Origin of the sequence: Euzebyella marina, from assembly GCF_014855515.1 — a bacterium.
GTDB classification, from domain to species: domain Bacteria; phylum Bacteroidota; class Bacteroidia; order Flavobacteriales; family Flavobacteriaceae; genus Euzebyella; species Euzebyella marina.
Window position 1 is genome coordinate 1 of record NZ_JACYFK010000005.1, and the last position, 23,007, is coordinate 23,007.

22 protein-coding genes are annotated in these 23,007 nt (G+C 38.2%); 17 read left to right on the forward strand and 5 right to left on the reverse strand.

Features of this window, described 5'->3' with window-relative positions:
• The first annotated feature begins 433 nt into the window (after positions 1 to 433).
• The 7 genes from IL356_RS17350 (at position 434) to IL356_RS17380 (ending at position 6,232) form a co-directional block, all read left to right on the forward strand.
• Positions 434 to 1,003: a DapH/DapD/GlmU-related protein gene (locus tag IL356_RS17350; RefSeq protein WP_121849367.1), complete on the forward strand. Its 570-nt coding sequence runs from the start codon at positions 434 to 436 to the stop codon at positions 1,001 to 1,003.
• 68 nt (positions 1,004 to 1,071) lie between these two features.
• The gene (locus IL356_RS17355; protein ID WP_121849368.1) at positions 1,072 to 1,470 is read left to right on the forward strand and encodes a cyclophilin-like fold protein; all 399 of its coding nucleotides are present in this window, start codon (positions 1,072 to 1,074) and stop codon (positions 1,468 to 1,470) included.
• A gap of 247 nt (positions 1,471 to 1,717) precedes the next feature.
• Positions 1,718 to 2,011, forward strand: a complete 294-nt coding sequence (locus IL356_RS17360) for a type II toxin-antitoxin system HigB family toxin (protein ID WP_121849369.1) — start codon at positions 1,718 to 1,720, stop codon at positions 2,009 to 2,011.
• A 2-nt stretch (positions 2,012 to 2,013) separates the two neighbouring features.
• Positions 2,014 to 2,370 (forward strand): helix-turn-helix domain-containing protein, encoded by a 357-nt coding sequence (locus IL356_RS17365; protein WP_121849370.1) that lies wholly within the window; start codon positions 2,014 to 2,016, stop codon positions 2,368 to 2,370.
• Positions 2,371 to 2,784: 414 nt separating this feature from the next.
• On the forward strand, positions 2,785 to 3,303 hold the full coding sequence (locus tag IL356_RS17370) for a hypothetical protein (protein ID WP_162987907.1): 519 nt from the start codon (positions 2,785 to 2,787) through the stop codon (positions 3,301 to 3,303).
• 421 nt (positions 3,304 to 3,724) lie between these two features.
• Positions 3,725 to 5,050, forward strand: coding sequence for a hypothetical protein (locus IL356_RS17375; protein WP_162987908.1), 1,326 nt, complete (start codon positions 3,725 to 3,727; stop codon positions 5,048 to 5,050).
• Positions 5,051 to 5,470: 420 nt separating this feature from the next.
• On the forward strand, positions 5,471 to 6,232 hold the full coding sequence (locus tag IL356_RS17380) for a CPBP family intramembrane glutamic endopeptidase (RefSeq protein ID WP_121849374.1): 762 nt from the start codon (positions 5,471 to 5,473) through the stop codon (positions 6,230 to 6,232).
• 109 nt (positions 6,233 to 6,341) lie between these two features.
• Here the strand turns inward: IL356_RS17380 and IL356_RS20260 are convergent, their stop codons facing one another.
• Entirely contained in the window at positions 6,342 to 6,467 is a 126-nt protein-coding gene (locus IL356_RS20260) for a hypothetical protein (protein ID WP_262688122.1), read from the reverse strand.
• A 176-nt stretch (positions 6,468 to 6,643) separates the two neighbouring features.
• Between IL356_RS20260 and IL356_RS17385 the strand changes: the two genes are divergently transcribed.
• The 5 genes from IL356_RS17385 to IL356_RS17405 all read left to right on the forward strand — a co-directional run bounded on the left by IL356_RS17385 (position 6,644) and on the right by IL356_RS17405 (position 9,755).
• Positions 6,644 to 7,096, forward strand: a complete 453-nt coding sequence (locus tag IL356_RS17385) for a hypothetical protein (protein ID WP_121849375.1) — start codon at positions 6,644 to 6,646, stop codon at positions 7,094 to 7,096.
• 176 nt (positions 7,097 to 7,272) lie between these two features.
• Positions 7,273 to 7,455, forward strand: coding sequence for a hypothetical protein (locus IL356_RS17390; protein WP_192466572.1), 183 nt, complete (start codon positions 7,273 to 7,275; stop codon positions 7,453 to 7,455).
• Between the two features lie 89 nt (positions 7,456 to 7,544).
• Positions 7,545 to 8,246, forward strand: a complete 702-nt coding sequence (locus tag IL356_RS17395) for a hypothetical protein (protein ID WP_121849376.1) — start codon at positions 7,545 to 7,547, stop codon at positions 8,244 to 8,246.
• Between the two features lie 15 nt (positions 8,247 to 8,261).
• The gene (locus tag IL356_RS17400) at positions 8,262 to 9,116 is read left to right on the forward strand and encodes a hypothetical protein (RefSeq protein ID WP_121849377.1); all 855 of its coding nucleotides are present in this window, start codon (positions 8,262 to 8,264) and stop codon (positions 9,114 to 9,116) included.
• Positions 9,117 to 9,191: 75 nt separating this feature from the next.
• On the forward strand, positions 9,192 to 9,755 hold the full coding sequence (locus IL356_RS17405; RefSeq protein ID WP_121849378.1) for an SUKH-4 family immunity protein: 564 nt from the start codon (positions 9,192 to 9,194) through the stop codon (positions 9,753 to 9,755).
• A gap of 435 nt (positions 9,756 to 10,190) precedes the next feature.
• Here IL356_RS17405 and IL356_RS17410 read toward each other — a convergent pair whose 3' ends face one another.
• Positions 10,191 to 11,765 carry a reverse transcriptase domain-containing protein gene (locus IL356_RS17410; RefSeq protein WP_121849379.1) on the reverse strand — a complete coding sequence of 525 codons (1,575 nt, stop codon included), beginning with the start codon at positions 11,763 to 11,765 and terminating at the stop codon, positions 10,191 to 10,193.
• Between the two features lie 553 nt (positions 11,766 to 12,318).
• Positions 12,319 to 12,462, reverse strand: a complete 144-nt coding sequence (locus IL356_RS17415; protein WP_162987909.1) for a hypothetical protein — start codon at positions 12,460 to 12,462, stop codon at positions 12,319 to 12,321.
• A gap of 310 nt (positions 12,463 to 12,772) precedes the next feature.
• Here IL356_RS17415 and IL356_RS17420 point away from each other — a divergent pair, with 310 nt between their 5' ends.
• The 4 genes from IL356_RS17420 (at position 12,773) to IL356_RS17435 (ending at position 18,383) form a co-directional block, all read left to right on the forward strand.
• A complete protein-coding gene (locus tag IL356_RS17420; RefSeq protein ID WP_121849380.1) occupies positions 12,773 to 13,891 on the forward strand; it encodes an ATP-grasp domain-containing protein in 1,119 nt (372 codons plus the stop codon).
• Positions 13,892 to 14,011: 120 nt separating this feature from the next.
• The gene (locus IL356_RS17425; RefSeq protein WP_121849381.1) at positions 14,012 to 14,656 is read left to right on the forward strand and encodes a dihydrofolate reductase family protein; all 645 of its coding nucleotides are present in this window, start codon (positions 14,012 to 14,014) and stop codon (positions 14,654 to 14,656) included.
• 240 nt (positions 14,657 to 14,896) lie between these two features.
• Entirely contained in the window at positions 14,897 to 17,245 is a 2,349-nt protein-coding gene (locus IL356_RS17430) for a TonB-dependent receptor (RefSeq protein ID WP_121849382.1), read from the forward strand.
• A gap of 82 nt (positions 17,246 to 17,327) precedes the next feature.
• On the forward strand, positions 17,328 to 18,383 hold the full coding sequence (locus tag IL356_RS17435; protein ID WP_121849383.1) for a PepSY-associated TM helix domain-containing protein: 1,056 nt from the start codon (positions 17,328 to 17,330) through the stop codon (positions 18,381 to 18,383).
• A gap of 92 nt (positions 18,384 to 18,475) precedes the next feature.
• On the opposite strand, the gene IL356_RS17440 is transcribed toward IL356_RS17435, so the two are convergent.
• Positions 18,476 to 19,834: a glucuronyl esterase domain-containing protein gene (locus tag IL356_RS17440; protein ID WP_121849384.1), complete on the reverse strand. Its 1,359-nt coding sequence runs from the start codon at positions 19,832 to 19,834 to the stop codon at positions 18,476 to 18,478.
• Between the two features lie 189 nt (positions 19,835 to 20,023).
• On the reverse strand, positions 20,024 to 21,421 hold the full coding sequence (locus tag IL356_RS17445) for a glycoside hydrolase family 71/99-like protein (RefSeq protein ID WP_121849385.1): 1,398 nt from the start codon (positions 21,419 to 21,421) through the stop codon (positions 20,024 to 20,026).
• A gap of 365 nt (positions 21,422 to 21,786) precedes the next feature.
• On the opposite strand from IL356_RS17445, the gene IL356_RS17450 reads away from it, so the two are divergent.
• Positions 21,787 to 23,007, forward strand: coding sequence for a response regulator (locus IL356_RS17450; RefSeq protein ID WP_121849386.1), 1,221 nt, complete (start codon positions 21,787 to 21,789; stop codon positions 23,005 to 23,007).

Below are 23,007 nucleotides of genomic sequence, written 5' to 3' on the forward strand. Positions count from 1 at the left end.
GAAACGATATCATTGGATGTATCTAGCCGAGACCTCTCTGTCCCTTCTATTCTAGCTCTTATTAATAATTGGGAAACTACTATATTTATCAATAATTGATTATTTGCCCCTAAACATACGAGCCGAGACCGTTGGCAGAAATGTACCTTCGGTAACGCGTGCAGCACGTTCGCAAGAATGCAAACGCTCCCGTGCCCGCTCATCCCTGCCAACGCCCATGCATACGCCTTTTGCGTTTCTCCCTTGCACTTTTTCATTATCTTAGGTCCACAGTCCATAGGAGCACAGACAGGGCACGCTCGCGGAACTCCTGCCAACAAAGGTCAAAACGAACGGCTCAAAGCTCCCGCGGCGACATAAAACTTTGTTTTAGCGCCGCTCGCTTTAACCATGGGCGTTATGTGTAACCTTGAAAAACAAACCGAGTAAATGAATGAATAATTCAGAAAAAAATATATTCGAGAGATTAATAAGTGGTGAATCTGTTCCATTCAATGACCCAGACTATTCTCAAATCGGAACTGCTGTTAACGAAACAAAAAAACTGCTTGTTAAGCTCAATAATGAGGTGGATGATAAAGAAATCCGAAAATTATTGAGCCAAATTATTGACCAAAGAATTGATGAAAGCACGACAGTATTTACACCATTTTTCACCAATTACGGAAAGAATATAAAACTTGGCAAAAACATATTCATAAACCACGCTTGTTCTTTTTTAGATTTGGGTGGCATAACCATAGATGACAATGTAATGATTGCCCCTAGAGTAAATTTGACTTCTGAGAGTCATCCAATTTCAGTAATTAACAGAAAGACATTAACTGTTGGACATATTCACATAAAACAAAATGCTTGGATTGGAGTAAATGCGACAATTTTTCCAGGCGTTACAATTGGAGAAAATTCAGTTGTAGCTGCAGGTGCGGTTGTTCATCAAGACGTGCCTAATAACACAATTGTTGGTGGCATACCAGCGAAAGTAATCAAGCAAATAGATTAGACGTGAGACTTTTAATAATTATACTAGCAATTTTAAGTTGCACTAATATTTCTTCAAAAAGTGGAAATATGGAAAAAACAACTATTGAAGATGAAAAAATGAACACAAACCAATCTACAGAGATTTCAATAATAGTTGGCGACACAAACTATAAAACAACTTTAGCAAACAATGAGCCTGCTAGAGAATTTTTAGAAATGTTACCGTTAACCTTAAAAATGAAAGACCTGAACAGTAATGAAAAGTATTTCAATATTTCAAAGAACCTATCGACAGAAACCATAGACGTAAATTCGATTGAATCGGGAGATTTAATGTTATGGCAATCAAATACTATTGTTCTCTTTTACAAAGATTTTAAAACTTCTTATCGCTACTCGAAAATTGGAAAAATTCAAAACCCAAATGGACTTATGAAAGCATTGGGTAAAGGAGATGTTGAAGTGGAATTTAAAAAAGTTAAATAAAAGGCTACACACAACAATGGCTATAAGTAATTGCTTGTTCTCGCCTACTCCTGAAAATCCTCGCGGATTTTCAGTTTGGTGTGTACTTGCAAAGTTAAGTGTTAACCCACGCAGCTACTCATAGCCGAGACGTTGGCAGAAATGTACCTTCGGTAACGCGTGCAGCACGTTGGCAACAAGCTGAAAAAACAAACATTATTACCAATTTGGTAACTTTTTTATTATATTTGCGACAAACAAGTATAATGTGAGAGTAATAGCGAAACGAACTTTACGAGACTTTTGGGAGAAACACGCTGACTGTGAAGAACAATTAAAGTCTTGGTTTAGAGAAACTGAAAAATCCGAATGGAAAAATATAAATGAATTAAAAAACGATTATCCGAGTGCAAGTATTTTAAAAGACAATCGAATTGTTTACAATATTAAAGGCAACAACTACCGATTAATTGTAAAATTCAACTTTGAATTTCAAATATGCTGGATAAGATTCATCGGAACTCACGCAGAATATGATAAAATAGACGCAAATAATATCTGATTATGAAAATAACACCAATTAGAAACGAAAAAGACTATCAAAAGGCACTCGACAGACTTGAGGACATTTTTGACGCAAAAAAAGGAACTGACGAGGGAGATGAATTAGAAATTCTTTCAATCTTAATTGACAGATATGAAAATGAGAACTCTCCAATTGGAATGCCTGACCCAATTGAGGCAATCAAATTCCGAATGGAACAAATGGGAATGAAACAAAAGGATTTAGCCGAAGTTGTTGGATTTAAAAGTAGAGTAAGCGAAATTTTAAGTAAAAAACGTAAACTAACTTTAGGAATGATAAGAAAATTAAATTCAACTCTTCACATTCCAACTGAAGTCTTAGTACAAGATTATTAATAAAAAAAGCCAGTTGCCAACAATGGCTATAAGTAATTGCTTGTTCTCGCTACTTCCGAAAATCCTCGCGGATTTTCAGTTTTGTGCGTACTTGCAAAGTTAATCGCTAAACCACGCAACTACTCATAACCGAGACGTTGGCAGAAATGTACCTTCGGTAACGCGTGCAGCACGTTCGCAAGAATGCAAACGCTCCCGTGCCCGCTCATCCCTGCCAACGCCCATGCATACGCCTTTTGCGTTTCTCCCTTGCACTTTTTCACTATCTTAGGTCCACAGCCCATACGAGCGCGAACAGGGCACGCTCGCGGAACTCCTGCCAACAAAGGTCAAAACGAACGGCTCAAAGCTCCCGCGGCGACATAAAACTTTGTTTTAGCGCCGCTCGCTTTAACCATGGGCGTTAGCAAACATATGCCAAAATCAATCGGAATATTAATTTCGCTCTCAATATCCCTTTTATTTTCCTGTAAAAGCGAACCGATTAGGCCATTTGAATTTTCAGTAAACGACTATAATTATGCAAGTGCTTATTCAATGGCTTACAAATTGACAGAAAGGGAATTAACAATTACATTCAGAGGGGAATTGGAGGGGGAAAGTGATAGTCTTCTATTCTCGACCTCTGACTTGCCAAAATCAAAAATAAGAAGGATTTCATCTATAAAATTGGACAGCCTAAATGATATTTACATGAACAACTGTGTTTCGGATGGGGATGTAAAAATGGTCGGACTTAAAAAGGATTCTGTTATAAAATTCGTTCAATTGAATAACTACTATCATCCGGAATTAAGTCCTGTTTTTGAAATGATTAATGAATTAGTTCCCGATAAATTCAAAATGTATCACGACAAAAAAGACTTAAAAGAAAAAATGAAGAATTGTGACAGCTTCAACATAATAAGGAATAGAGAAGAAATTGGAAAATAAATACGTTTGCTAACATTGTGTATAATTAATTGTGGGCGGAATTTCCAACTGGAAATTCCTGCAATCAATTATATTTACTTCAGGCGGACAGTTTCCGGTGGAAATGTATGCAACTAATTATACACGAACCGTTGGCAGAAATGTACCTTCGGTAACGCGTGCAGCACGTTCGCAAGAATGCAAACGCTCCCGTGCCCGCTCATCCCTGCCAACGCCCATGCATACGCCTTTTGCGTTTCTCCCTTGCACTTTTTCACTATCTTAGGTCCATAGCCCATACGAGCGCGAACAGGGCACGCTCGCGGAACTCCTGCCAACAAAGGTCAAAACGAACGGCTCAAAGCTCCCGCGGCGACATAAAACTTTGTTTTAGCGCCGCTCGCTTTAACCATGGGCGTTATGTGCAAATTGAAAAAAAACTATGTGGATTAGATATCATTTAAAATGTCATAATTGTAAAAAAGTAACTAATCTTAGATTACATCTACTATCAAGAGAAAAACAAGATATAAAATTTAATTGTCCTAATTCTGATTGTCAAACAGCTCTTGAAGCTAGATTGGACATTGATTATGAGAAATTTCAGAGCTATACAATGGACGTTCCTAATGCAAGTTTTCAAGGATTTCATCAGAATTTTTTAGAATCTTTGGATTTCAAAGTTTTACGTGGAGAACAAGCTGAGGGAGATTTCGAATCAGGAGATTTCTTTTTAGAATATTCCGACAAGTTACCTGTTAAAAAAGCAGGTACAGAACCTCATAATAAATTTATGGCTACAGTACGTGACCCTAAAAATGTTATTGAATCAGGGCAAAGAGATAATATTCGAACTTTATATGATAATGATAAATGGAATGAACTTAAAGACTTAGTTACTGCATACCAAATCTTTAATAAGAAAAACATTGAAACAATAAGTAATCGATTAAAGAAAGAATGCGTTTTACTTCAAGGAAAGGAGTTTGATTTCCAAACTGACTTGGGTTTTGTGAATGCATATTTCTTTATTTTAAACCATTTTTTATTCCCTTGGATTGATTACGATAAACATTCAGATTTTATACAATATTTATTTGACACACTATTTAAAGAAAGTGCCTTTAAAAATCTACAATTAAATGAGGTCGCAGATTATTACACTAATGATTCTTTTTTACAAAACTTCAATCACGAATGCTCGTCACTAATTAATGAGTTTATTGATTTGAGGTTTAATTTCGTATATACTTTCCAAGACATTGATTTTAAAGAAAAAAATATTTCTATAATTAATTTCACCAAATTGAAATCATTTTACACAGATTGCTTTGAGTTTTTAGGAAGATATAGCGTAATTCCAATAAAATTTATGAACTATGTAGAGAGAGGAGATATAACAAATATGCCCTCAGGAATACCAAGAAATGTAAACAATCCAGATGATTTTGAAAATCTTAGTAATGGTAGTAAAATGGAAATATTTAACCAATATTCCACTGGAGAAGTATTAGAAATATTTGAGAATAGATTTGATTCAAAATTAAGAAATGGAATTAATCACTTTAAAGCAAAACTTGATAGCAAGTCACAAATCATTTCTTATTATCCAATTACAAAAAGACCTAATGAAGAATATCAAATTAGCTATAGTGAATTTTTATTGAAAAGTTTGAATATTTTTGAAAGTGTTCTAAGACTGAATCAGTTTATAAAAATGTTCCACTATTACAATAGAGATAGAAAATCTGCACATAACAATGTATAACCGCAATTTATTCACGAATTTTTATTTTTTAAGGAGTTCATCGGTCGCTGCGCTTGGTCGGCGGATTCGACTACGTCCGAATCCACTCGGAATTGCTAACGTCTGTGCTAAACCGAAAAATTTGCGTACTTTAACCCGTAACTGACGGTTATACGAGACCGTTGGCAGAAATGTACCTTCGGTAACGCGAGCAGCACGTTCGCAAGAATGCAAACGCTCCCGTGCCCGCTCATCCCTGCCAACGCCCATGCATACGCCTTTTGCGTTTCTCCCTTGCACTTTTTCACTATCTTAGGTCCATAACCCATACGAGCAGAGACAGGACACGCTCGCGGAACTCCTATCAACAAAGGTCAAAACGAATGGCTCAAAGCTCCCGCGGCGACATAAAACCATGTTTTAGCGCCGCTCACTTTAACCATGGGCGTTAGTGGCAAGCTGAAAAATCGACCTCCAATAAAAAGAATGACAAAAAACTTTTACCTGATTTTATTTCTTTTTACTTCAGTCCTATTGTTAGGTTTCTATTTCACATCTGAAATAAAAGACTTTTTGTTGGCTCACTTAGGTCATTTAGGAATAATGCTCGTATCCGGACTACTCTTAGTTGCACCGAATAAAGGAAAGCTCCCTAAAAAACAATCTTCATCATTCATGGTAGACCACATTTTTGGAGTAATAACCGGAACTTTAGGACTTCTATGTTTAGGTAATTTTATTCCAGTCCTTGCAACTAAATTAGCTGGAATTGAAATGTCAAGATTTACAAAATCTGCTGAATTTAATCGAATTTTAATCATCGTAATTTCAATTTCAATCTTTGAAGAAATTCTCTTTCGTAGGATTTTAGCCCAGAAGATTAATAATTCGTTAGGATTTAAAAAGGCGATTTGGATTTCCGCATTGATTTTTGGATTGGTACATATTTATTCAGATACTGGAATTTTAAACGCCTCTATTGCAGGTGGAATATTCGCATACATCTATCTCAAGACAAATAACATTTACTTGAGTATCTCAGCTCATTTAAGTTATAATCTGACAACGTATTTCCTAACACCTGTATTTATAAAAAACTTTGATGGTATAAATAAATATTCGATAATAGTTTCGTTTATCATAACTGGAGTAATACTAATTTTTGGAATGACAAGAATTTTAAATAAAAAAGCCAATGGGTAACAATGGACATAACTCATTGCAGAGAATTGGTCGTTGGGCTATATCGGCAGCCACAAACTGTTTACAAACCTGAAAATTCATGACCCTTTTATCCTAACGAAATCATACACTAGAACGTTGGCAGAAATGTACCTTCGGTAACGCGTGCAGCACGTTCGCAAGACTGCAAATGCTCCCGTGCCCGCTCATCCCTGCCAACGCCCATACATACGCCTTTTGCGTTTCTCCCTTGCACTTTTTCACTATCTTAGGTCCATAACCCATACGAGCACAAACAGGGCACGCTCGCGGAACTCCCTGCCAACAAAGGTCAAAACGAACGGCTCAAAGTTCCCGCGGCGACATAAAACTTTGTTTTAGCGCCGCGCGCTTTAACCATGGGCGTTGTAATGCATTAAAACCAACCTGGAATTGATAAACCAAATCCTATTAAAGGACTCGATTGAATTCAACGGAACTATATCTGAACTGAAAGAAAAGATAAGGTTGAAAAGAGAGCGTAATTTTGAGTTGGAATGGATTGGCGAAAATAATTTTAAATTTCTGTCAAAATTTTCACTTGGAACTTTAATAGTTGACGGATTTCCTGGAGCAACTGATGGAATTAAGGGCTATGGAAAATTGATTGAAACTGTAAATGGTAATACTCGAATTGAACTGAAAACAAAAATGCGGATTGAATTATATTTTGCTCTATTCGTTTTCGTGTTTATCTTCTTTTGTGGCTATATGGCTGGCGAAAATTTTCCAATTTGGATTTATTTATTACTTCCTGTATCGCTTTTATGGTTTTGGTTTATTTTTAGAATGCAGGAAAAGAAACTATTTGAACAATTAAAAAAATATATTAACGGAATAAAATAGCCCATTACAACACTGGCTATAATCCATTGCTTGTTTTTAGTTAATTGAAAATTTCCAACTTTTAACAACCTATGATTCCTACTCGGAAAATCCTGCGGATTTTACTCGCAACGAAATCATAACCTTACCGTTGGCAGAAATGTACCTTCGATAACGCGTGCAGCACGTTCGCAAGAATGCAAACGCTCCCGTGCCCTCTCATACCTGCCAACGCCCATGCATACGCCTTTTGCGTTTCTCCCTTGCACTTTTTCACTATCTTAGGTCCACAGCCCATACGAGCGCAGACAGGGCACGCTCGCGGAACTCCTGCCAACAAAGGTCAAAACGAACGGCTCAAAGCTCCCGCGGCGTCATAAAACCGTGTTTTAGCGCCGCTCGCTTTAACCATGGGCGTTGTGTGTAATTTGAATAAACTTAAAGAACTAGCATTTCAATCAAAGACAAAGTGAGCATATTCTCTTATCATTTAATCAGACTTCCATTTTTTGAAGCAGTAAGGAGAATATTCTCAAGTCCAATTTCCAAAGACACTAAAGGACTTGTCCATTCCGAGTATATGACCGCAATGACCTTAGGGTCTCCAATATTCTCGACTTCACGAGTTTTGGTAGGACAAGTAGTTGTTTTTATGCAATGGGAAAATGAAAATGCGCTTGAAAACTATTTGGAACAGGACAGTTTTGGAAAAACTTTAGCAAGAGGTTGGCATGTGCGTTTATCTTTTATCAGAGAATGGGGAAAGTTTAGCGGATTTAAAATACCAATTGATAAAGACCAATTAGAAAGTCCAAATTCTCCTGTTGTTGCCGTTACCATTGCAAGAATGAAACCTTCGGCAGTTCCTAGATTTATACATTGGGGCAGACCCGTTGAGAAGCTTGTTAGAGACCACCCAGGAACAACCCTCTCGTTAGCCTCAGTTAAGTTCCCTAACACAGTCTCGACCTTTTCAATTTGGAAATCTGAAAAAGAAATGACCGATATGGTGCATGGTCATAGTAAAGTGGAAAAACCGAAAAGGCATTCTAGCGCAATGCAGGAAAGGGAAAGAAAAGACTTTCATTTTGAGTTTACCACACTTCGATTTAAGCCTTTAGCGGAGTTTGGACAATGGAAAGGTCAATCGAATTTTATTCCAAAAAAATAAACCTTGTTTGTGGAGATGGGAATAGCTAGGAAAAATCAAAGCATTCAGGATTGGATTACTCAACAATGGGTTATACTGTTTGGACAAAGAATTGACCATAAAAAACACCAATGGCTTTTAGGCCCATTTGGAGGAACAAAAGGAATCGGGATAAAATTCGTTGAGCAGTTAGCTAAAGATGAGAGTTTAGTAATTGATAGACAAAGAAAAAATCAAGGACTACTTGATTCAATTCTAAATCTCGGACTGCCAGAAACTGAACTCAAAAAACTGTCTCCAAACGTAATTGACTTCTATGAAAACACATCAAACTATAATCTGCTCCTAAAGGCAAAATGGAACCCATTTTTCAAAATTTTCGGAACTCTAGTAAAATGTGTTTTCAGTAGGAGAATTGAGCAACTTAATGTCCCTATTAGAAACTTAGAAGATGGCTCAGGACTAACCAATGAAATAATAAAATTAGTCGATTCAGAATCAGACGAAATTAAAAGGACAATTTGGTTAAGAACATTTAAATCGACAGGTCAAATTGTATACTCAGGAGTTTATGAGACATGCTCTTTACCGAATACACAGATTTGCATCAAAGCTATATTTCCTTTACCAAATGGAAATGCTACGGTAATTTTAACTCCTAGTGTAGGCAAAAATGGAGAACTCATTTTAGATTCTTCTGGACAAAGAATCGGAGATAGTGGATTTTACTTTTTGCTTAAGGATTCTAAAGGACAATTATGGAGTAAATTTATCAAATCCTTCAAAGACAAATTGGTCGTAAGTAGTGAAAATGATAGAATTACAGCCTTACAAACTTTAACCTTGTGGAATTTGAAAGTTCTTGAATTTGAATATAAAATAAAAAAATAACACACAACAAAACCTATAAGCAATAGTGCCCTGCGGGACCCAACTGCTTATGGTTAAACAGATAGCTTTAATATAATGCCAGATGTGAGTTTTTTAAATAAATGGAATAAGCTAGAATTACTTACAGCTCTTTCTAGTTCTAGAGACAAATTTAAATTAGACTCAAAATCAACCGAATTTTTATTTGATATTGGATTGCCCAATGGTGTCCTAGAATTAAGTTTCGATTATCTGACGGAGGATTTGGAAACTGTAAACGAAACTTGGGAAATTGGAGATGCAGAATTTGACAAGTTCGTAAATATCGGATTTAATGGTTCTGGCGACCCAGTTGTGATTAACACTGAGAATGGAGAAATTGTGTATCTAAATCACGACGACGGATTTAAGGAAATATACATAAACGCCGATATTGAGAAGTTCGCTCGTTGCGCAATTGAAATAATTGAATTTCAAGATAATCTGAAAAAAATAAAACCAGAGTCTTACTATCCAACCGAATTTTCAGACGAGGATTTAATAAAATTAAAAAATACTCTGACCCAAATCGATAATAGAATATTTAAAAATGATACTCATTGGAATTACACAGTTGAATATTGGATTTGGGAAAGAGAAGATGAAAGAAAAAAGTACTAAAGCTAACAACGGCTCAAATCCATTGCTCGCTAAAGGCTAAACCAAGAAACAGTATATTTAATTTGGCTCAATTCCTACTCCGAAAATCCTATTGATTTTCATCGCAAAGGAATCATAGTCAAACCATTGGTATCAACATACCCTCGATTAAGCGAGCAGCACGTTCGTAAGAATGCAAACGCTCCCGTGCCCGCTCATCCCTGCCAACGCCCATGCATACGCCTTTTGCGTTTCTCCCTTGCTCTTTTTCACTATCTTAGGTCCATAGCCCATACGAGCACAAACGGGGCACGCTCGCGGAACTTCTGCCAACAAAGGTCAAAACAAACGACTCAATGCTCCCGCGGCGAAATAAAACCGTGTTTTAGCGCCGCTCGCTTTAATCATGGGCGTTGTAGCACATTTCAAGAAACTACGAACAATAAAGATTGAGATTTACATTTTGGATACTTTTTCGCCAATTTGTTTATATGCCTTTTTCATTTCCTTTTCAAACATTGGCCAAAATTTTGAATATTGATTTTTGATTGTATCATCACCATTGATAGGTTTCATAACACGATTAGCTTTTTCTAAATAGCTTATGTAGTTACCCCAATATTGTTCTTTAGATTTTGAATATCCAGTTTCTGATTTTGGGTCTGGTTTATATATCAATCTTCTTTTTGCACCTTTATAACTAAACCTTTTATAAAGTCTTTCCTCAAAAAGATTATGACTTTTATTCTCTGGTTTTGTAGCGAAATGAACACCTCTTCGAAAAGCTCTTTTCATACTTCTGTAGAATTTTGAAAAGCCAACAGTTTTTACTCTAACTTTTTTGCCATCATATTGAAAACCTAAATATTCAAGTTGTTTATTTGGAACAACTACATTCTTTTCGTTTACAATTCCACCGACAAATTCGCCTTTAATATTTTCATATCGATAAATATTTGTTTTTTCAGGTTGTATGTCAAGCTTTGCTAAATCCTCAATGGATTTGCGAATTAAATTGTTAAAATAATCTTCATTTTTTTGGTCACAAACTATAATTAAATCATCGCTATATCTTTGGTAGTAAGCATTTTTTTGTTGGGTCTCGTTAAATACCAACTCATCAAAATCAAGCATATAAATATTTGCAAGAGTTGCACTCATTGGAGTTCCTTGAGGAATTCCTTTCAAATCACAATTTTCTCGACATCTTTTATGTTGATGACTACAACTTTTTTCAACTCTTATCAAATTCGTTGCTTCTCTGAAAAAATCTTCTTTTGAGCAATATGTAACAACTCTTTCTCTTTTTAAATTCCAAATATGCTTGACCCTTTTGTAACGTAATTTCGTTTTCTTATCATCATTTTCGATTCCACGTTCGACTATAAGTCTATTTTGGAACTTACTAAATAAATCTAATTCATTAACATACCTCTTTGAAATTAAGCTTTTATATACATTATAATGGTCTTCAGGCAAGCTATTAGATTTTAAAACACGTTTCCATTGTTTATGCAAAATTCTATGGTCAAGATTGTCAAAAAATGATGTAACATCAGCTACTATCATCGACAACTTACGATGCTTGTTTTCTTCAATAAACTTAAATGTTTCAAAAGCGAACTCGATGTTACTTTTATTACCTTTCTTGCCTTCAACAATAGGAATTTTTCGATAAGCTACTGCGCTAACGCCATAGTCTTCATTTTCAAGATAATTCTCATAAGCTTCAGTTAAATTATGACTGTAATAACTATAAACAATAGAATCAAGATGTGAGGCGTAAAATATTGGACGTTCTTTTGGTTTTTGTACTGACCTTTGTCTTTTCTTGAACTTATTTTTTGGAGCTTCCTTGTTTGGTCTATACTTACGCTGATAAATTTTCTTATGAAGTAAAGGTGTGAATTTATGATTGGCGATTTTATCAGGATTTGTGACATATTCTATTACCCAACCTTTATCCTTTTTTTTGGTTAGTGGTTTACCTATGTGTGGATACTTTTTAAATTTTAGCCAATCTGGAATCATAAAATAAAAAAAGGGCTGGTCGTGGCCTGCTTTATGATGGTACAATCCTTATGCTACTTTACAGCGTTTAAACCTAGGTAGCGCCACTCATCGTTAGAATTAAATTCGTATCTTTAATACTTATAACTATGTTACAAACATCTCAAATAGAACTCAAGTCATCCCTTGACCTTGTACAGGGCTTACGCTTTCTTGTTACAGATTGCGCCTGCATTTGGTTTTCTGGAATGCGTCTTCACACGTCAGCCAATTCCTGCGCGTGATACACCGAAGTGCATTGATAATAAAACGTGACCATCAGCTGTGTTCCCAGCCCAATAATGTCTTTCCTTATATCAAAAATAATACCAATTCCTTTTTGTCAGTAAATTTACATGGTTATTAGTGTTTTTATCCGTTAAAAAATAACAACTGAAAGAATGTCAGCTATTTACGAACTGAATTCGGACAAAAAACGTGCTACAACAATGTGTATAATTCATTGCTAGAAAAGGCTTACTTACAATAATTCCTGCGGAATTTTCAGCTCGCTGTGTACTTGCAAAAGTCCGTGCTAACCCACGCAACTGTTCATTGCCGAGACCGTTGGTATAAATGTACCTTCGTTAACGCGAGCAGAACGTTCGCAAAAATGCAAACGCTCCCGTGCCCGCTCATCTTCTTCAACTTCATTTTCATTTTTTCCTACGGGTTTCAAATATGGTAAATCTGAGTGGCATGGCCCTATAAACCGCCTACGGAATTTCTATTATTAAAGTTCAATGCCAACGGTAGGCTCATAGAAAGGATTCCACCGCCGATTTAAAACCGATAATAGGGGTACGATTTCGCTGTGTAGTTGTACTGACAATCAATGTGCCGATGATTGCCCTTTGGTAGTACGATTAAAAGCAATGAAATTTTTAAATTAGTGCCTGACAACTCTTCTTTGCCTAATCTCTAATTCATTTATACACCTTCAAACTATAATGGTTATAGTCAAAACCAACCAAAATCCATTTTGAAGAATGAACAAAAAGCTTTATTTGGTCTATCCGAAAAGTGCAGAATCGGGCACTATTGAAACGCTTCCCAACACCGAGGGAATGAATCTCATAGACGAAGACGAATTCCTAAAACTGCAGAAATACTTTAATGGTTCCGAAAAAGTATGCATTACCTCTGAAGCATCTTTAGAAACGGTCTTGAAAACCCTAAAAGATCCGATTAAAAAAGAAGGAATCATGGCGATGAAAGAAAAGCAACTGTTTCGCAGTTTGCTAAAAGAAATGTACCCTGCTTTTGAATACTATCCAGTTTCCTTTGATGATATCGAAACCTTAAAAATACCCTCAAAGAAGATTATTAAGCCTATCAAAGGGTGTTTCGGAACGGCCGTTAAAACCATCGACGAACATAGCGACCTCGGCAAGGTATCGAAAGAGATAAAGTCAGAAATCGAGAAAAATTCGGCCGTACTTTCCAACAGTGTACTTTCCCAAAGTGAATTTATGGTAGAAGATTATATTGAAGGTGACGAATATGCGGTAGATATGTTCTACGACTCCAAGGGCAGGCCCCATATCGTAAATATCTATTTTCACCCCATACCCAAGCATACTGAATACCTACATATGATTTACTATACCAGTAAATCGGTGTTTGAAACAATATTTGAAAAAGCCATTACTTTCTTTAATAGACTGAACGAAGAACTTCAATTAAAAAACGTGACCTTGCATTCAGAGTTTCGTTTTTCAGATGATTTGGTTCCTATAGAAATCAATGCCATGCGTTTTGGCGGAATGGGTCTAGGCAACATGATATACCACGGTCTTCAGGTGAATCCGTACCAACATTTTATCGAGGAGAAGAGTCCTGATTGGAAGAAAATCTGGCAGCAACATCCTACGACCAATTTTGTATTTTTTATCGCTTACAATGGCACACAAATAAACAAAGACCTTCAACGCCCTAACCTAAAAAAGCTAGAAAGCAGGTTTACCAAAATTCTCAACAAAAGTATTTTTGATTATCAAAAACAACTTGCTTTTGGCACCTTTACCCTAGATGAGGATAACGATAACATTGAAAGGCTACTACAGATTGACTTTAACGATTATTACGAGGATATCGTTAGTAATTAGCTGAAATCAAAAACCACACATGCCATATGAACACCTTTGATATGGGCAGTTACTGTCAAAAAGCTAATTTTTAATGGTAGCTACATTGTATCTTTAGATAGATTAAAATAAATCTCTCTTATGGGCAAAATCAAGGTATTGGCATTTTCCATTTCATTGGACGGTTTTGGTGCAGGGCCGAAACAAAGTCAAGAAAACCCTTTGGGCATTAGGGGCCATGAGCTGCACACCTGGATGCACCCTACCAAAATGTTCCATAAAATGATGGGCAAGCCGGGAGGAACTGAAGGAATTGATAATGATTTCGCCGAAAAATCAATGGAAAATATCGGGGCCTGGGTCATGGGGCGTAATATGTTCGGCCCCATTCGCGGTGATTGGCCCGATGAAAAATGGAAAGGTTGGTGGGGTGATGAACCTTCGTACCACGTGCCCGTTTTTGTACTTTCCCACTACGAAAGAGAGCCTATAAAGATGAAGGGCGGTACTACCTTTTATTTCATAACCGACGGTCTATCTTCCGCCATCGAAAAAGCCCGAAAAGCGGCCAACGGAAAAGACATACGCATAGGCGGCGGTATCTCGATGATAAGACAATGTTTAGAAGCCGGTTTTATTGATGAATTGCATTTATCGGTATCCCCTGTTTTTCTTGGTGATGGGGAACATTTATTCGCCGGTATTGATATGGCCCGACTGGGTTTCAATAATATAGAAAAGATTGAAGGTGAAAAAGCGACCCACATCCTGTTAAAAAAGGGATAACATAAGTCAGCCATGTGCCGATTTTTTTCCACGAAAGTCTCACTGATTTTTTGAATAAAAACCCATCAATTCTTCCAAGATTGACATAATAGTCAACTTCTTTCTATTTTTTTTCATCCGTGAATTACTGAGAACCAAACGGTTCTAAAATCGTTTTGCTTTTACAAGAAGAATGTCTTGCGAAAGCTGCATTTTAGAGTACTTTTGCACCTGTTTATATTAAGTCTAAATAAATACAGGATGAAACATTTATTCTCCCTACTATTCATTATGGGGATGCTATCGGTTTATGCGCAAGAAGCCTCCATTAATGGAAATATAACCGATGAAAACCAACTACCAGTCGTATATGCAACCATTGCTTTAAAAGGAACTTCTAAGGGAGCCGTAGCCGATGAAAACGGAAATTACAATCTTTCAGGCCTAAAAGCAGGCTCTTACACTATTCAATTTTCAGGTGTTGGCTATGAAACGGTTACCCAACAGATTTCAATTACTGCGAATGAACGGCTAGAACTGAATATAACCATGAACTCTTCGACGCAATCGTTGGATGAAGTGGTAATCACATCGAACAGGGTTCGTGAAACGCTAGATGAAGTACCTTCATCTGTTTCCGTCATCTCCCCCCAACAAATAGAAAATTTAGGGCAGACCAGTACCAATGTCGCCGATGTACTTCTAGAAGTACCCGGTATTTCACTAAGTACCAATCAAACCAGTAACACCGGACAGACCTTAAGGGGTCGTAAAATGTTGGTCTTGATCGATGGTATACCGCAATCGACCCCGTTAAGAAATGGAAATAGAGATATCAACACCATTGATCCTAGTGCTATAGAGCGTATAGAGGTCATTAAAGGAGCCACCGCCATTTATGGAAATGGTGCCGACGGAGGTATTGTTAACTATATCACCAAAAAAACCAAAGCGGCCAAATCTTTTGAAAGCACCACCTTCTTGGGAAGCACCGGAGCATTAAAGAATATCGATAAAACGGTCGGGGCCAATGTAGGCCAGACATTTTCGGGCAACATCGATGATTTAGGCTATGTAGTTAGCGGTACCTTTCGCCAGACCGGTGTTTTCCGTGATGCAAATGGTGAGGTGGTATCACCGTATTACGGTATAGGTGAAACGAGCCAATACAGCCTTTTTGGCAAGTTGAATTATGATATCGCAGACGACCATCAAATAGAATTAATGTACAATTACTTCAGTAGTAAACAGAATTCAGACTATATAGCCGAAGTAGGCACGTATGGTGAAATTCCTTCTATTGGTGTTATAGGTGAAGACCTCAGTGTCGATCAAGGCAACCGCTACAACCACAATGCACAATTGACCTATAATTTCTTGAATATTTTTGGAGAAACTGACTTCAAATTGAATTTATACGCCCAAGATTTTAGAACGGTCTATGGTTACACCGTAAGTTTTTATGATCCGGATTTGGGCTTTGAAGGCGGACAATCATCGATAATCTCTACTAAAATGGGAGCTCGTTTTAATTTCAACACCCCATATCAAATGGGCGACCTCTCAGGTAACGTATTATATGGTGTCGATATTCTTAACGACGTAACGGCCCAAGAATTGATGGATGGTAGGCCCTGGGTTCCGGAAACCGATATGACCAATTTGGCCCCGTACCTGCAATTAAAATCGCTGTATCGAAATTTTGTTTTGAAGGCGGGTATTCGTTTCGAGAACATAGGGATCGATATACCCAATTACACTACCCTTACGAGGTACAATACGGGCGAAACCGAGCCTAGTAGCGGTGGTGTAGCCGTTGAAGGAGGCAATCTTGAATATAACGCCACTACCTTCAATGTCGGCCTACGATACAACAAATGGCCTGTTTTTAAACCATTTGTCAGCTTTTCACAAAGTTTCTCTATTGCCGATTTAGGCAGAACCCTTCGTTCGGCCACCGAGAATACCGTAGCGCAAATTAATTCCGACGCCGTTATCGCCAACAATTATGAAGCCGGTTTCAACAGCCGTTTGGGCAAAACACATTTCAGCGGAGCATACTTTATAAGCACCTCTAAATTCGGCGCGACCTATCGAGAGTTAGAAAGCGGCGTATTCGAAATTGCGCGTCAACCCGAACGCGTATACGGGTTCGAGCTTGCTTTGGACACCCCGTTGACCGATGACCTTACTTTTGGGGGTTCTGTATCGTATACCGAAGGTAAATTAGATGAAGAAGACAATGGTAACTTTGATACCTATATGAACAGTGACCGCATTCCACCATTAAAAACGGTTACCTATCTATCCTACAATTACAACAAAAAATTGAATGCCAGAGTATCTTACATCTATTCGGGTAAGAGAGACCACTTTGAAGCCAACGACTCGGGAGATTATTCATACGGCCAAGGACCTGTAAGTGCCTTTGGTTTGGTGAACCTCACCTCTAGTTACCAAATTTCTCCATCCACAAAAATAGGACTAGGTATTGAAAATCTTTTGAACAATGACTACTACAATTTATTGTCGCAATGGGCAGCTAGAGACAATGATTATATAAAAGCGAACGGTGCACGCTTTAATCTTTCAATGACTGTTCAATTATAGACATATCTTTGAGAAGGCATCCTAACACTATTTTTTTTGGATGCCTTCCTAATAAAAGAATTGACACCCATAACGACCAAGTTTGAACAATAGGATACTTCTAAAATATCATTCCTATCTAGGGTTAGTGTCAGGTTTATTTCTTCTGATCATAGGTTTGACAGGAGCTATTCTGGCTTTTAGCGAAGATATCGATGAAGCCATATTTGAGAAATATCAGGTCGTTTCTACCGAGGGTAATCTGACTATGGATGAAGCCATCAAAACCGTTCAAAGTCACTTTCCTGGATGGGAAGCTCGAATCATCCATTTTACGACTGGGGAGAGCATCCTTTTTAATCTGAGACTGCCCGATGCCCGTCGATTCGTATTCGTTCATCCTTCCACAGGTCAGATAATAGCCAATATTGATGCGAATACCACCCTTACGAAATGGTTGCTGCAATTACATTATTCTTTTCATGCCGGTACCTTTGGCCGTATACTGGTACTTATTATGGGTATTATGTACCTTCTTTCTATCATCACAGGTATTCTGCTCTACCGGAAAGTTATCGTAAAGACACTTCTATTTAAGGTGAAACTCAATAGAAAGAAAAGGGCGCAGTTTAATTCGGGCATTCACCGATATGTAGGCGTATGGGCCCTATTATTTAACCTAATTCTAGTCGTTACCGGCATTTTTTTGGCCTATAAAGTGGCAAAAGCGGGATTACAGGAACCGAAGGCTCCTTCCCCACCAAAAATTAATATTTCCCTAGACCAAACTTTGGCGCAATTAAAAATTGACCATCCTGATTTTAATCCTACCTACATTCGATTACCGAAAAATGAATCCGCTCCTATTACCGTGAACGGAATTTTTAAAAATGACCCGTTTTACCTGAGTGAATATTTCAATAAGATTCTTGTAGATAATGAAACGGGAAAAGTTACCACGGTAACGAAGGTATCTGAGGCAGGATTACTCACTCAGTTGGACAGTATGATTTCGCCACTGCACTTTGGTCAGTTTGGTGGCCTACCTATTAAAATACTCTATTGTTTGATAGGTTTGTCGGGGCCTCTTTTATCAGTTACAGGGTTTATCGTTTGGCAGAAAAAAAGACGAAAAAAGAACCGAAAGTTGTACAATTAGCACCATTGTACCTTCTCCATTTGTCTAACCTAAGCTCAGCGCTCCTTTTTGTTATTGAGTTGGTTTCAAAAATAGGAACACTCAATCTAAAATTACCGCGACCAATACCTATCTGCCCAAGCTAGCCACGTACTCCAATTAGGCCCCGTGCTATGCCCGCCTGCATGTTGTCGAAAAGCGATCTCACCCGAGGTCAGAGCTTCCCCCATAGGAGGAAAATCGTTCGTATTCAATCCCTTTTTACCCAACAATTTGTAAACGGGTGAGGCATGAACTCCTGCCAAGAACATTCCTTTGCCGTCTACCCAATTTCCTTCAATCAAAGGCGAACCAACACTGATAAATACGGGTCTGGGGGCACAAAGGGCCACCAGTTCATGGGCGTCGACCGGTAACTCTTCTACCGTGAGCACACTGGCATACTTGATAAAATTACCACAGAACCAATGGTATTCACCTGACGACGCCAAGTTTTCGACCATTTCGCCAAAATTTCTTCTGAGCAAAGAAGCACCTCCTGCACCCGAAGAGCCGATAAAGCCCAAAGAAAAGCGTTCGTCAAAAGCCATGGTTACCAAGGCCGCCTTGCCGTATCTGGAAGTACCTTCTATACCGATACGAGATTCATCGATTAAAGGGTTGGTGCTAAAATAGTCCATCGCTTGGCCCGCACCCCATGCCCATGCCCGAAGAGCTCCCCATTGCCCCGGTTTTCTATATTGCCCCTTATTGACCAAACCAATGATTCCCGAGGTAAGGCCTGCACCGTTGTCATCTTGAATGCTTGAGGGTACCAAAATGGCATAACCCCATTTTTTAGAAATCAATTGTTGTTTCCAAAGGGGTTCATAAGCTGAAATGAAATAGCTTTTGGGTTCCTCTGGAGGTGGGCCGAAAGGCCACGTAATAGAACCAAAACGAGTTACCAATGGTATAGCCTCAGATGTTCCTTTTGGCAAGCCAATCAATAGTTCTATCTCTACTTGTATTTGTGGATAACGTGAATTGTCAACAGTACCTTTTAAAAGAATTTCCGTTACGGGATAGGGCCCCGCAGTGGTATCTTTCTCGTGCTTGACTGCCCATTCAACATTGGGAAGGTCTTTTGGCAAATGCCCGTACATTTCATCTTCAAATAGTTTTACCAGTTGAGGCCGCCGAACATTTTGCCAATCACCTTGACCGGTGATGGCTTTACCATTATTCGCAATGAGCGGGTCTGGAAGCGTATACGGTACGACTTTATCCTCATCGCTATTGGCAGCATTCGAGGCTGTCGGGTCTCCTGAAGGCCCAGGCCTGTTGTCAATTGTAATGCCCAATTGCTGCTTCATATTGAGAAAATCTTTTTGGGTAATGGCTGCGATACTGTCCCTCGCAGAAGAGGAGGTTTGTGCCTTTACGCACAGGGTAAAGGCGAATAAAAAAACAAATAGCACTTTTAACTTCATAATTCTTTGATTGATGGGATATCAGATGGTTAATATTCTTGATATACAACCTTATACCAGCGAATTAAGTTAGTTAAAATATTTCAAGGGGAGATTGGCGGAAAACCAATGGACTAAAACTGTACAAAAGCAAAAAACCCAAGAAACGCATCTCTTGGGTTTTGTTTGAATATTTATTTCATAACGAGATTAAAAGAAGCGATCGACCGCCCAAAGAATGTAACGGGCCCGCTTCATATTACCCCGTTTAATGTGCTGATACGCCCGATCAAGATAAAGTTGGGGCAAGCTTTTTTTCTTGTCTTTAGCTGTAACTGATTTTGCCGTACCATTTCCAGTAGAAAATTCCTTTCTTAAAAAATAGAGGTCTTGAGCTACTTGTAAATCTTGGGGGGTATAGGTAACTCCTGTATATTCTTGTAACAATTGCAGATACATAAAACCGAACTCTTCCGTAGGTTCGATCATGGTTCCTTCCCCAAAATCGTTCCAAGTGGTGAGCTGAATAAAATCAGAAGTTTGATGATGTGTATAATTCAAGGTTTCAACAAAGGTGTCGCCCCCATTCCAATCTATCGACCAATCGTGGCTTTGCCCCCAACCTCCTAATTCATTAAAACTATCAAAACCGGGGTACACGCTTCCCACGGTCAATTTATTGGTTTGGTTCATGTGCCAGTAGTAATGGCCATGTGCCTCTAGGTGTGTCTGGTCGATCCAGGCAAATTCGCCCGTAGCACTATCGCCCACCCATCTATCGGAAGTAGCCCATAAAGAAATATAATTTGGTTTGTCTTCTTGCGGAAAGACGGTAAAGATATCATCCCACTGTGAAGTGTTCTGAATATAATGCGGCCCGAATACGAACATTAAAGGTTTTCCATCCCACCTCATATATCTTGGGCTCGTCATATACGTATCACGAACATAGGCAAAGTCTTCTTTGGCAGCGGTGATGATATCGGGTGCCAAGCCAAAATCGACCGCCTGTGATGCCGTTCTGTCTTCGTACATGATCGAAAAATCAAGTCCTAGATCTTCTAAACGCCACATAAAGGTTTCGGTGGCCTCTTTCATGACCCCATAATCATAGATATCTCGGCTTCCGTACCAATCAAAGATGACGCCATCGATACCGGACAGTTTCATCATTAAAAAATGGTATTCCTGTAAATCGGGATCTATTGATGAATACGGGCCAATTTCAGGATAGAAAAAAGAGGCTATATCGCGTCTTCCATCAGCATCGATATTATTAGGATCTTGATTGGCCATCGTCCAATGGTTGCCCCACCAGCCATCATAGTCTAAACTTTGAAACCATGGCATATAGTGGGCGAACACTTTCTTCGGGTTTTCTTTGACGACCTCCATACCGGATACGTCAACAATTTTACCGGTGCTGACTTGTTTGATAAGCTCGGCTTCCTCTTCCAAAATGTTCAAAAGCACGGAATCGGATACAGACTCTTTTATATTGTCTTCTTCGACAACAGGTGAAAATTCATCTAAATCTGTAGAACAGGAATAAAAGGTATAGGCAATACAAAGTATTGAAACGCTATACTTGAAGGGTAGGTTTCTCATCGGTTTGGGTTTTGGGACTACAAAAGTAATCCTTTTCTTACTAGTTTGAAAACTTTTCGATGAAATGCATTACCGTCTATAATGGGCGAATTCACCCATTATTAAGACATGCTTCAATACCCTTTCGGCGATGTAAATGAGTTATCGGACGCTTAATCTTCAAACGTTATAGTACTTTACAGACCTTCCTAAAATACCCGATATACGTATCAAAACTATCGACCAACTAACCTTGGTTTATCCCTTTGAAATATCACATTATTTCATCTAATTGTAAGAATTATCGGAAATAATAGTAAGATTAATAAGTTAATATTGTGTTATCAAACCAATGTAAAGAGTCCCAAACTCAAAAAACTTAACCTATGAAAGTTCTAGCCATTGACGATCAGAAAATTGTTCTCTTGTACTTGAAGAAGTGCCTCACGCAACTGGGGTATGAAGTGCAGACCGCTACATGTGGACATATGGGCATAAGTATGATCAAAGAATTTCAACCAGACCTTGTTATGGTCGACATTAATGTACCTAGTGTATCGGGTCTATTGGTCGTCGAGTACATTCGTCAAGACTTAAAATCCAATGTGCCAATTGCCATTCTATCTGGTCAAGACGATCAAGAAACCGTGTTAGATGCGTTTAACCGAGGTGCGAATGACTTTATTAAAAAACCGGTAAGCCTAAAGGAATTATCGGCGCGGGTCAAAGCGCTTCTTAAAAACCCAAAAACTATACAATCACATGACGTGCTACCCGCGGATCAGTACATTCAAGAACATGTGGTAGGCGTGGTCATACCCTGTTATAATGAAGAAAAAAGATTGCCTGTGGCATCTTTTAGAAAGTTTCTACATGAAAACTTGGGCTTTCACTTTTGCTTTGTGAATGATGGAAGCACCGATCAAACGAACGAAGTGCTCTTGTCGCTTAAAAAAGAGTTTCCCTATAGCGTAAGCGTTTACCATTGTCAAAAGAACGTAGGAAAGGCAGAAGCCGTTCGTAAAGGAGCTCTGTTTCTTTCAGAAAATTCAGATATGGAATATATCGGTTATTTAGATGCAGACCTATCTACCGATTTAAGTGACTTTAAAAATTTGCTGCAAGTTCTGAAACATTCAAAACACAGGATTGTTGGAGGTTCACGCATGTTACGCATGGGTGCCGATATTTCAAAGAATTCTACTCGTGCCCTGATCAGCAAGCTGATTAATCTATTGATCCGGTTTATTTTAAAAATGCCGTTTAACGATACCCAGTGCGGAGCTAAAATTATGGATGTTGAACTGGCCAAGGTCGTTTTCAAAAGAACCTTTTTGACCAAATGGCTTTTTGATGTGGAAATATTCAGAAGGGTTTCGCTTCATTTTGGCAGACGAAAAGCAGCCGAACTTATTTGTGAATCACCGATTAACAGATGGATTCATGTAGACGGTTCTAAACTTTCATTGAAAGATTCGGCCACCATAATATTTCAATTGGTCAGAATTTATTTTGGTTACAAAAAAATTGCTTTGAAATATAAGCGTCAGCCACAAGTTCAACCACAAAAAACCGTTATCTACGCATACGACCAAAAGGTGGCCTAA

Excerpts from the sequence above, each read along its gene's own strand:
- IL356_RS17425 (WP_121849381.1), top strand. The coding sequence starts at position 14,012 with ATGGGCAAAATCAAGGTATTGGCATTTTCCATTTCATTGGACGGTTTT.
- IL356_RS17365 (WP_121849370.1), top strand. The coding sequence starts at position 2,014 with ATGAAAATAACACCAATTAGAAACGAAAAAGACTATCAAAAGGCACTC.
- IL356_RS17445 (WP_121849385.1), bottom strand. The coding sequence starts at position 21,421 with ATGAGAAACCTACCCTTCAAGTATAGCGTTTCAATACTTTGTATTGCC.
- IL356_RS17420 (WP_121849380.1), top strand. The coding sequence starts at position 12,773 with ATGAACAAAAAGCTTTATTTGGTCTATCCGAAAAGTGCAGAATCGGGC.
- IL356_RS17405 (WP_121849378.1), top strand. The coding sequence starts at position 9,192 with ATGCCAGATGTGAGTTTTTTAAATAAATGGAATAAGCTAGAATTACTT.
- IL356_RS17375 (WP_162987908.1), top strand. The coding sequence starts at position 3,725 with ATGTGGATTAGATATCATTTAAAATGTCATAATTGTAAAAAAGTAACT.
- IL356_RS17350 (WP_121849367.1), top strand. The coding sequence starts at position 434 with ATGAATAATTCAGAAAAAAATATATTCGAGAGATTAATAAGTGGTGAA.
- IL356_RS17430 (WP_121849382.1), top strand. The coding sequence starts at position 14,897 with ATGAAACATTTATTCTCCCTACTATTCATTATGGGGATGCTATCGGTT.
- IL356_RS17410 (WP_121849379.1), bottom strand. The coding sequence starts at position 11,765 with ATGATTCCAGATTGGCTAAAATTTAAAAAGTATCCACACATAGGTAAA.
- IL356_RS17355 (WP_121849368.1), top strand. The coding sequence starts at position 1,072 with ATGGAAAAAACAACTATTGAAGATGAAAAAATGAACACAAACCAATCT.
- IL356_RS17440 (WP_121849384.1), bottom strand. The coding sequence starts at position 19,834 with ATGAAGTTAAAAGTGCTATTTGTTTTTTTATTCGCCTTTACCCTGTGC.
- IL356_RS17380 (WP_121849374.1), top strand. The coding sequence starts at position 5,471 with ATGGGCGTTAGTGGCAAGCTGAAAAATCGACCTCCAATAAAAAGAATG.
- IL356_RS17390 (WP_192466572.1), top strand. The coding sequence starts at position 7,273 with ATGCAAACGCTCCCGTGCCCTCTCATACCTGCCAACGCCCATGCATAC.
- IL356_RS17450 (WP_121849386.1), top strand. The coding sequence starts at position 21,787 with ATGAAAGTTCTAGCCATTGACGATCAGAAAATTGTTCTCTTGTACTTG.
- IL356_RS17370 (WP_162987907.1), top strand. The coding sequence starts at position 2,785 with ATGCCAAAATCAATCGGAATATTAATTTCGCTCTCAATATCCCTTTTA.
- IL356_RS17400 (WP_121849377.1), top strand. The coding sequence starts at position 8,262 with ATGGGAATAGCTAGGAAAAATCAAAGCATTCAGGATTGGATTACTCAA.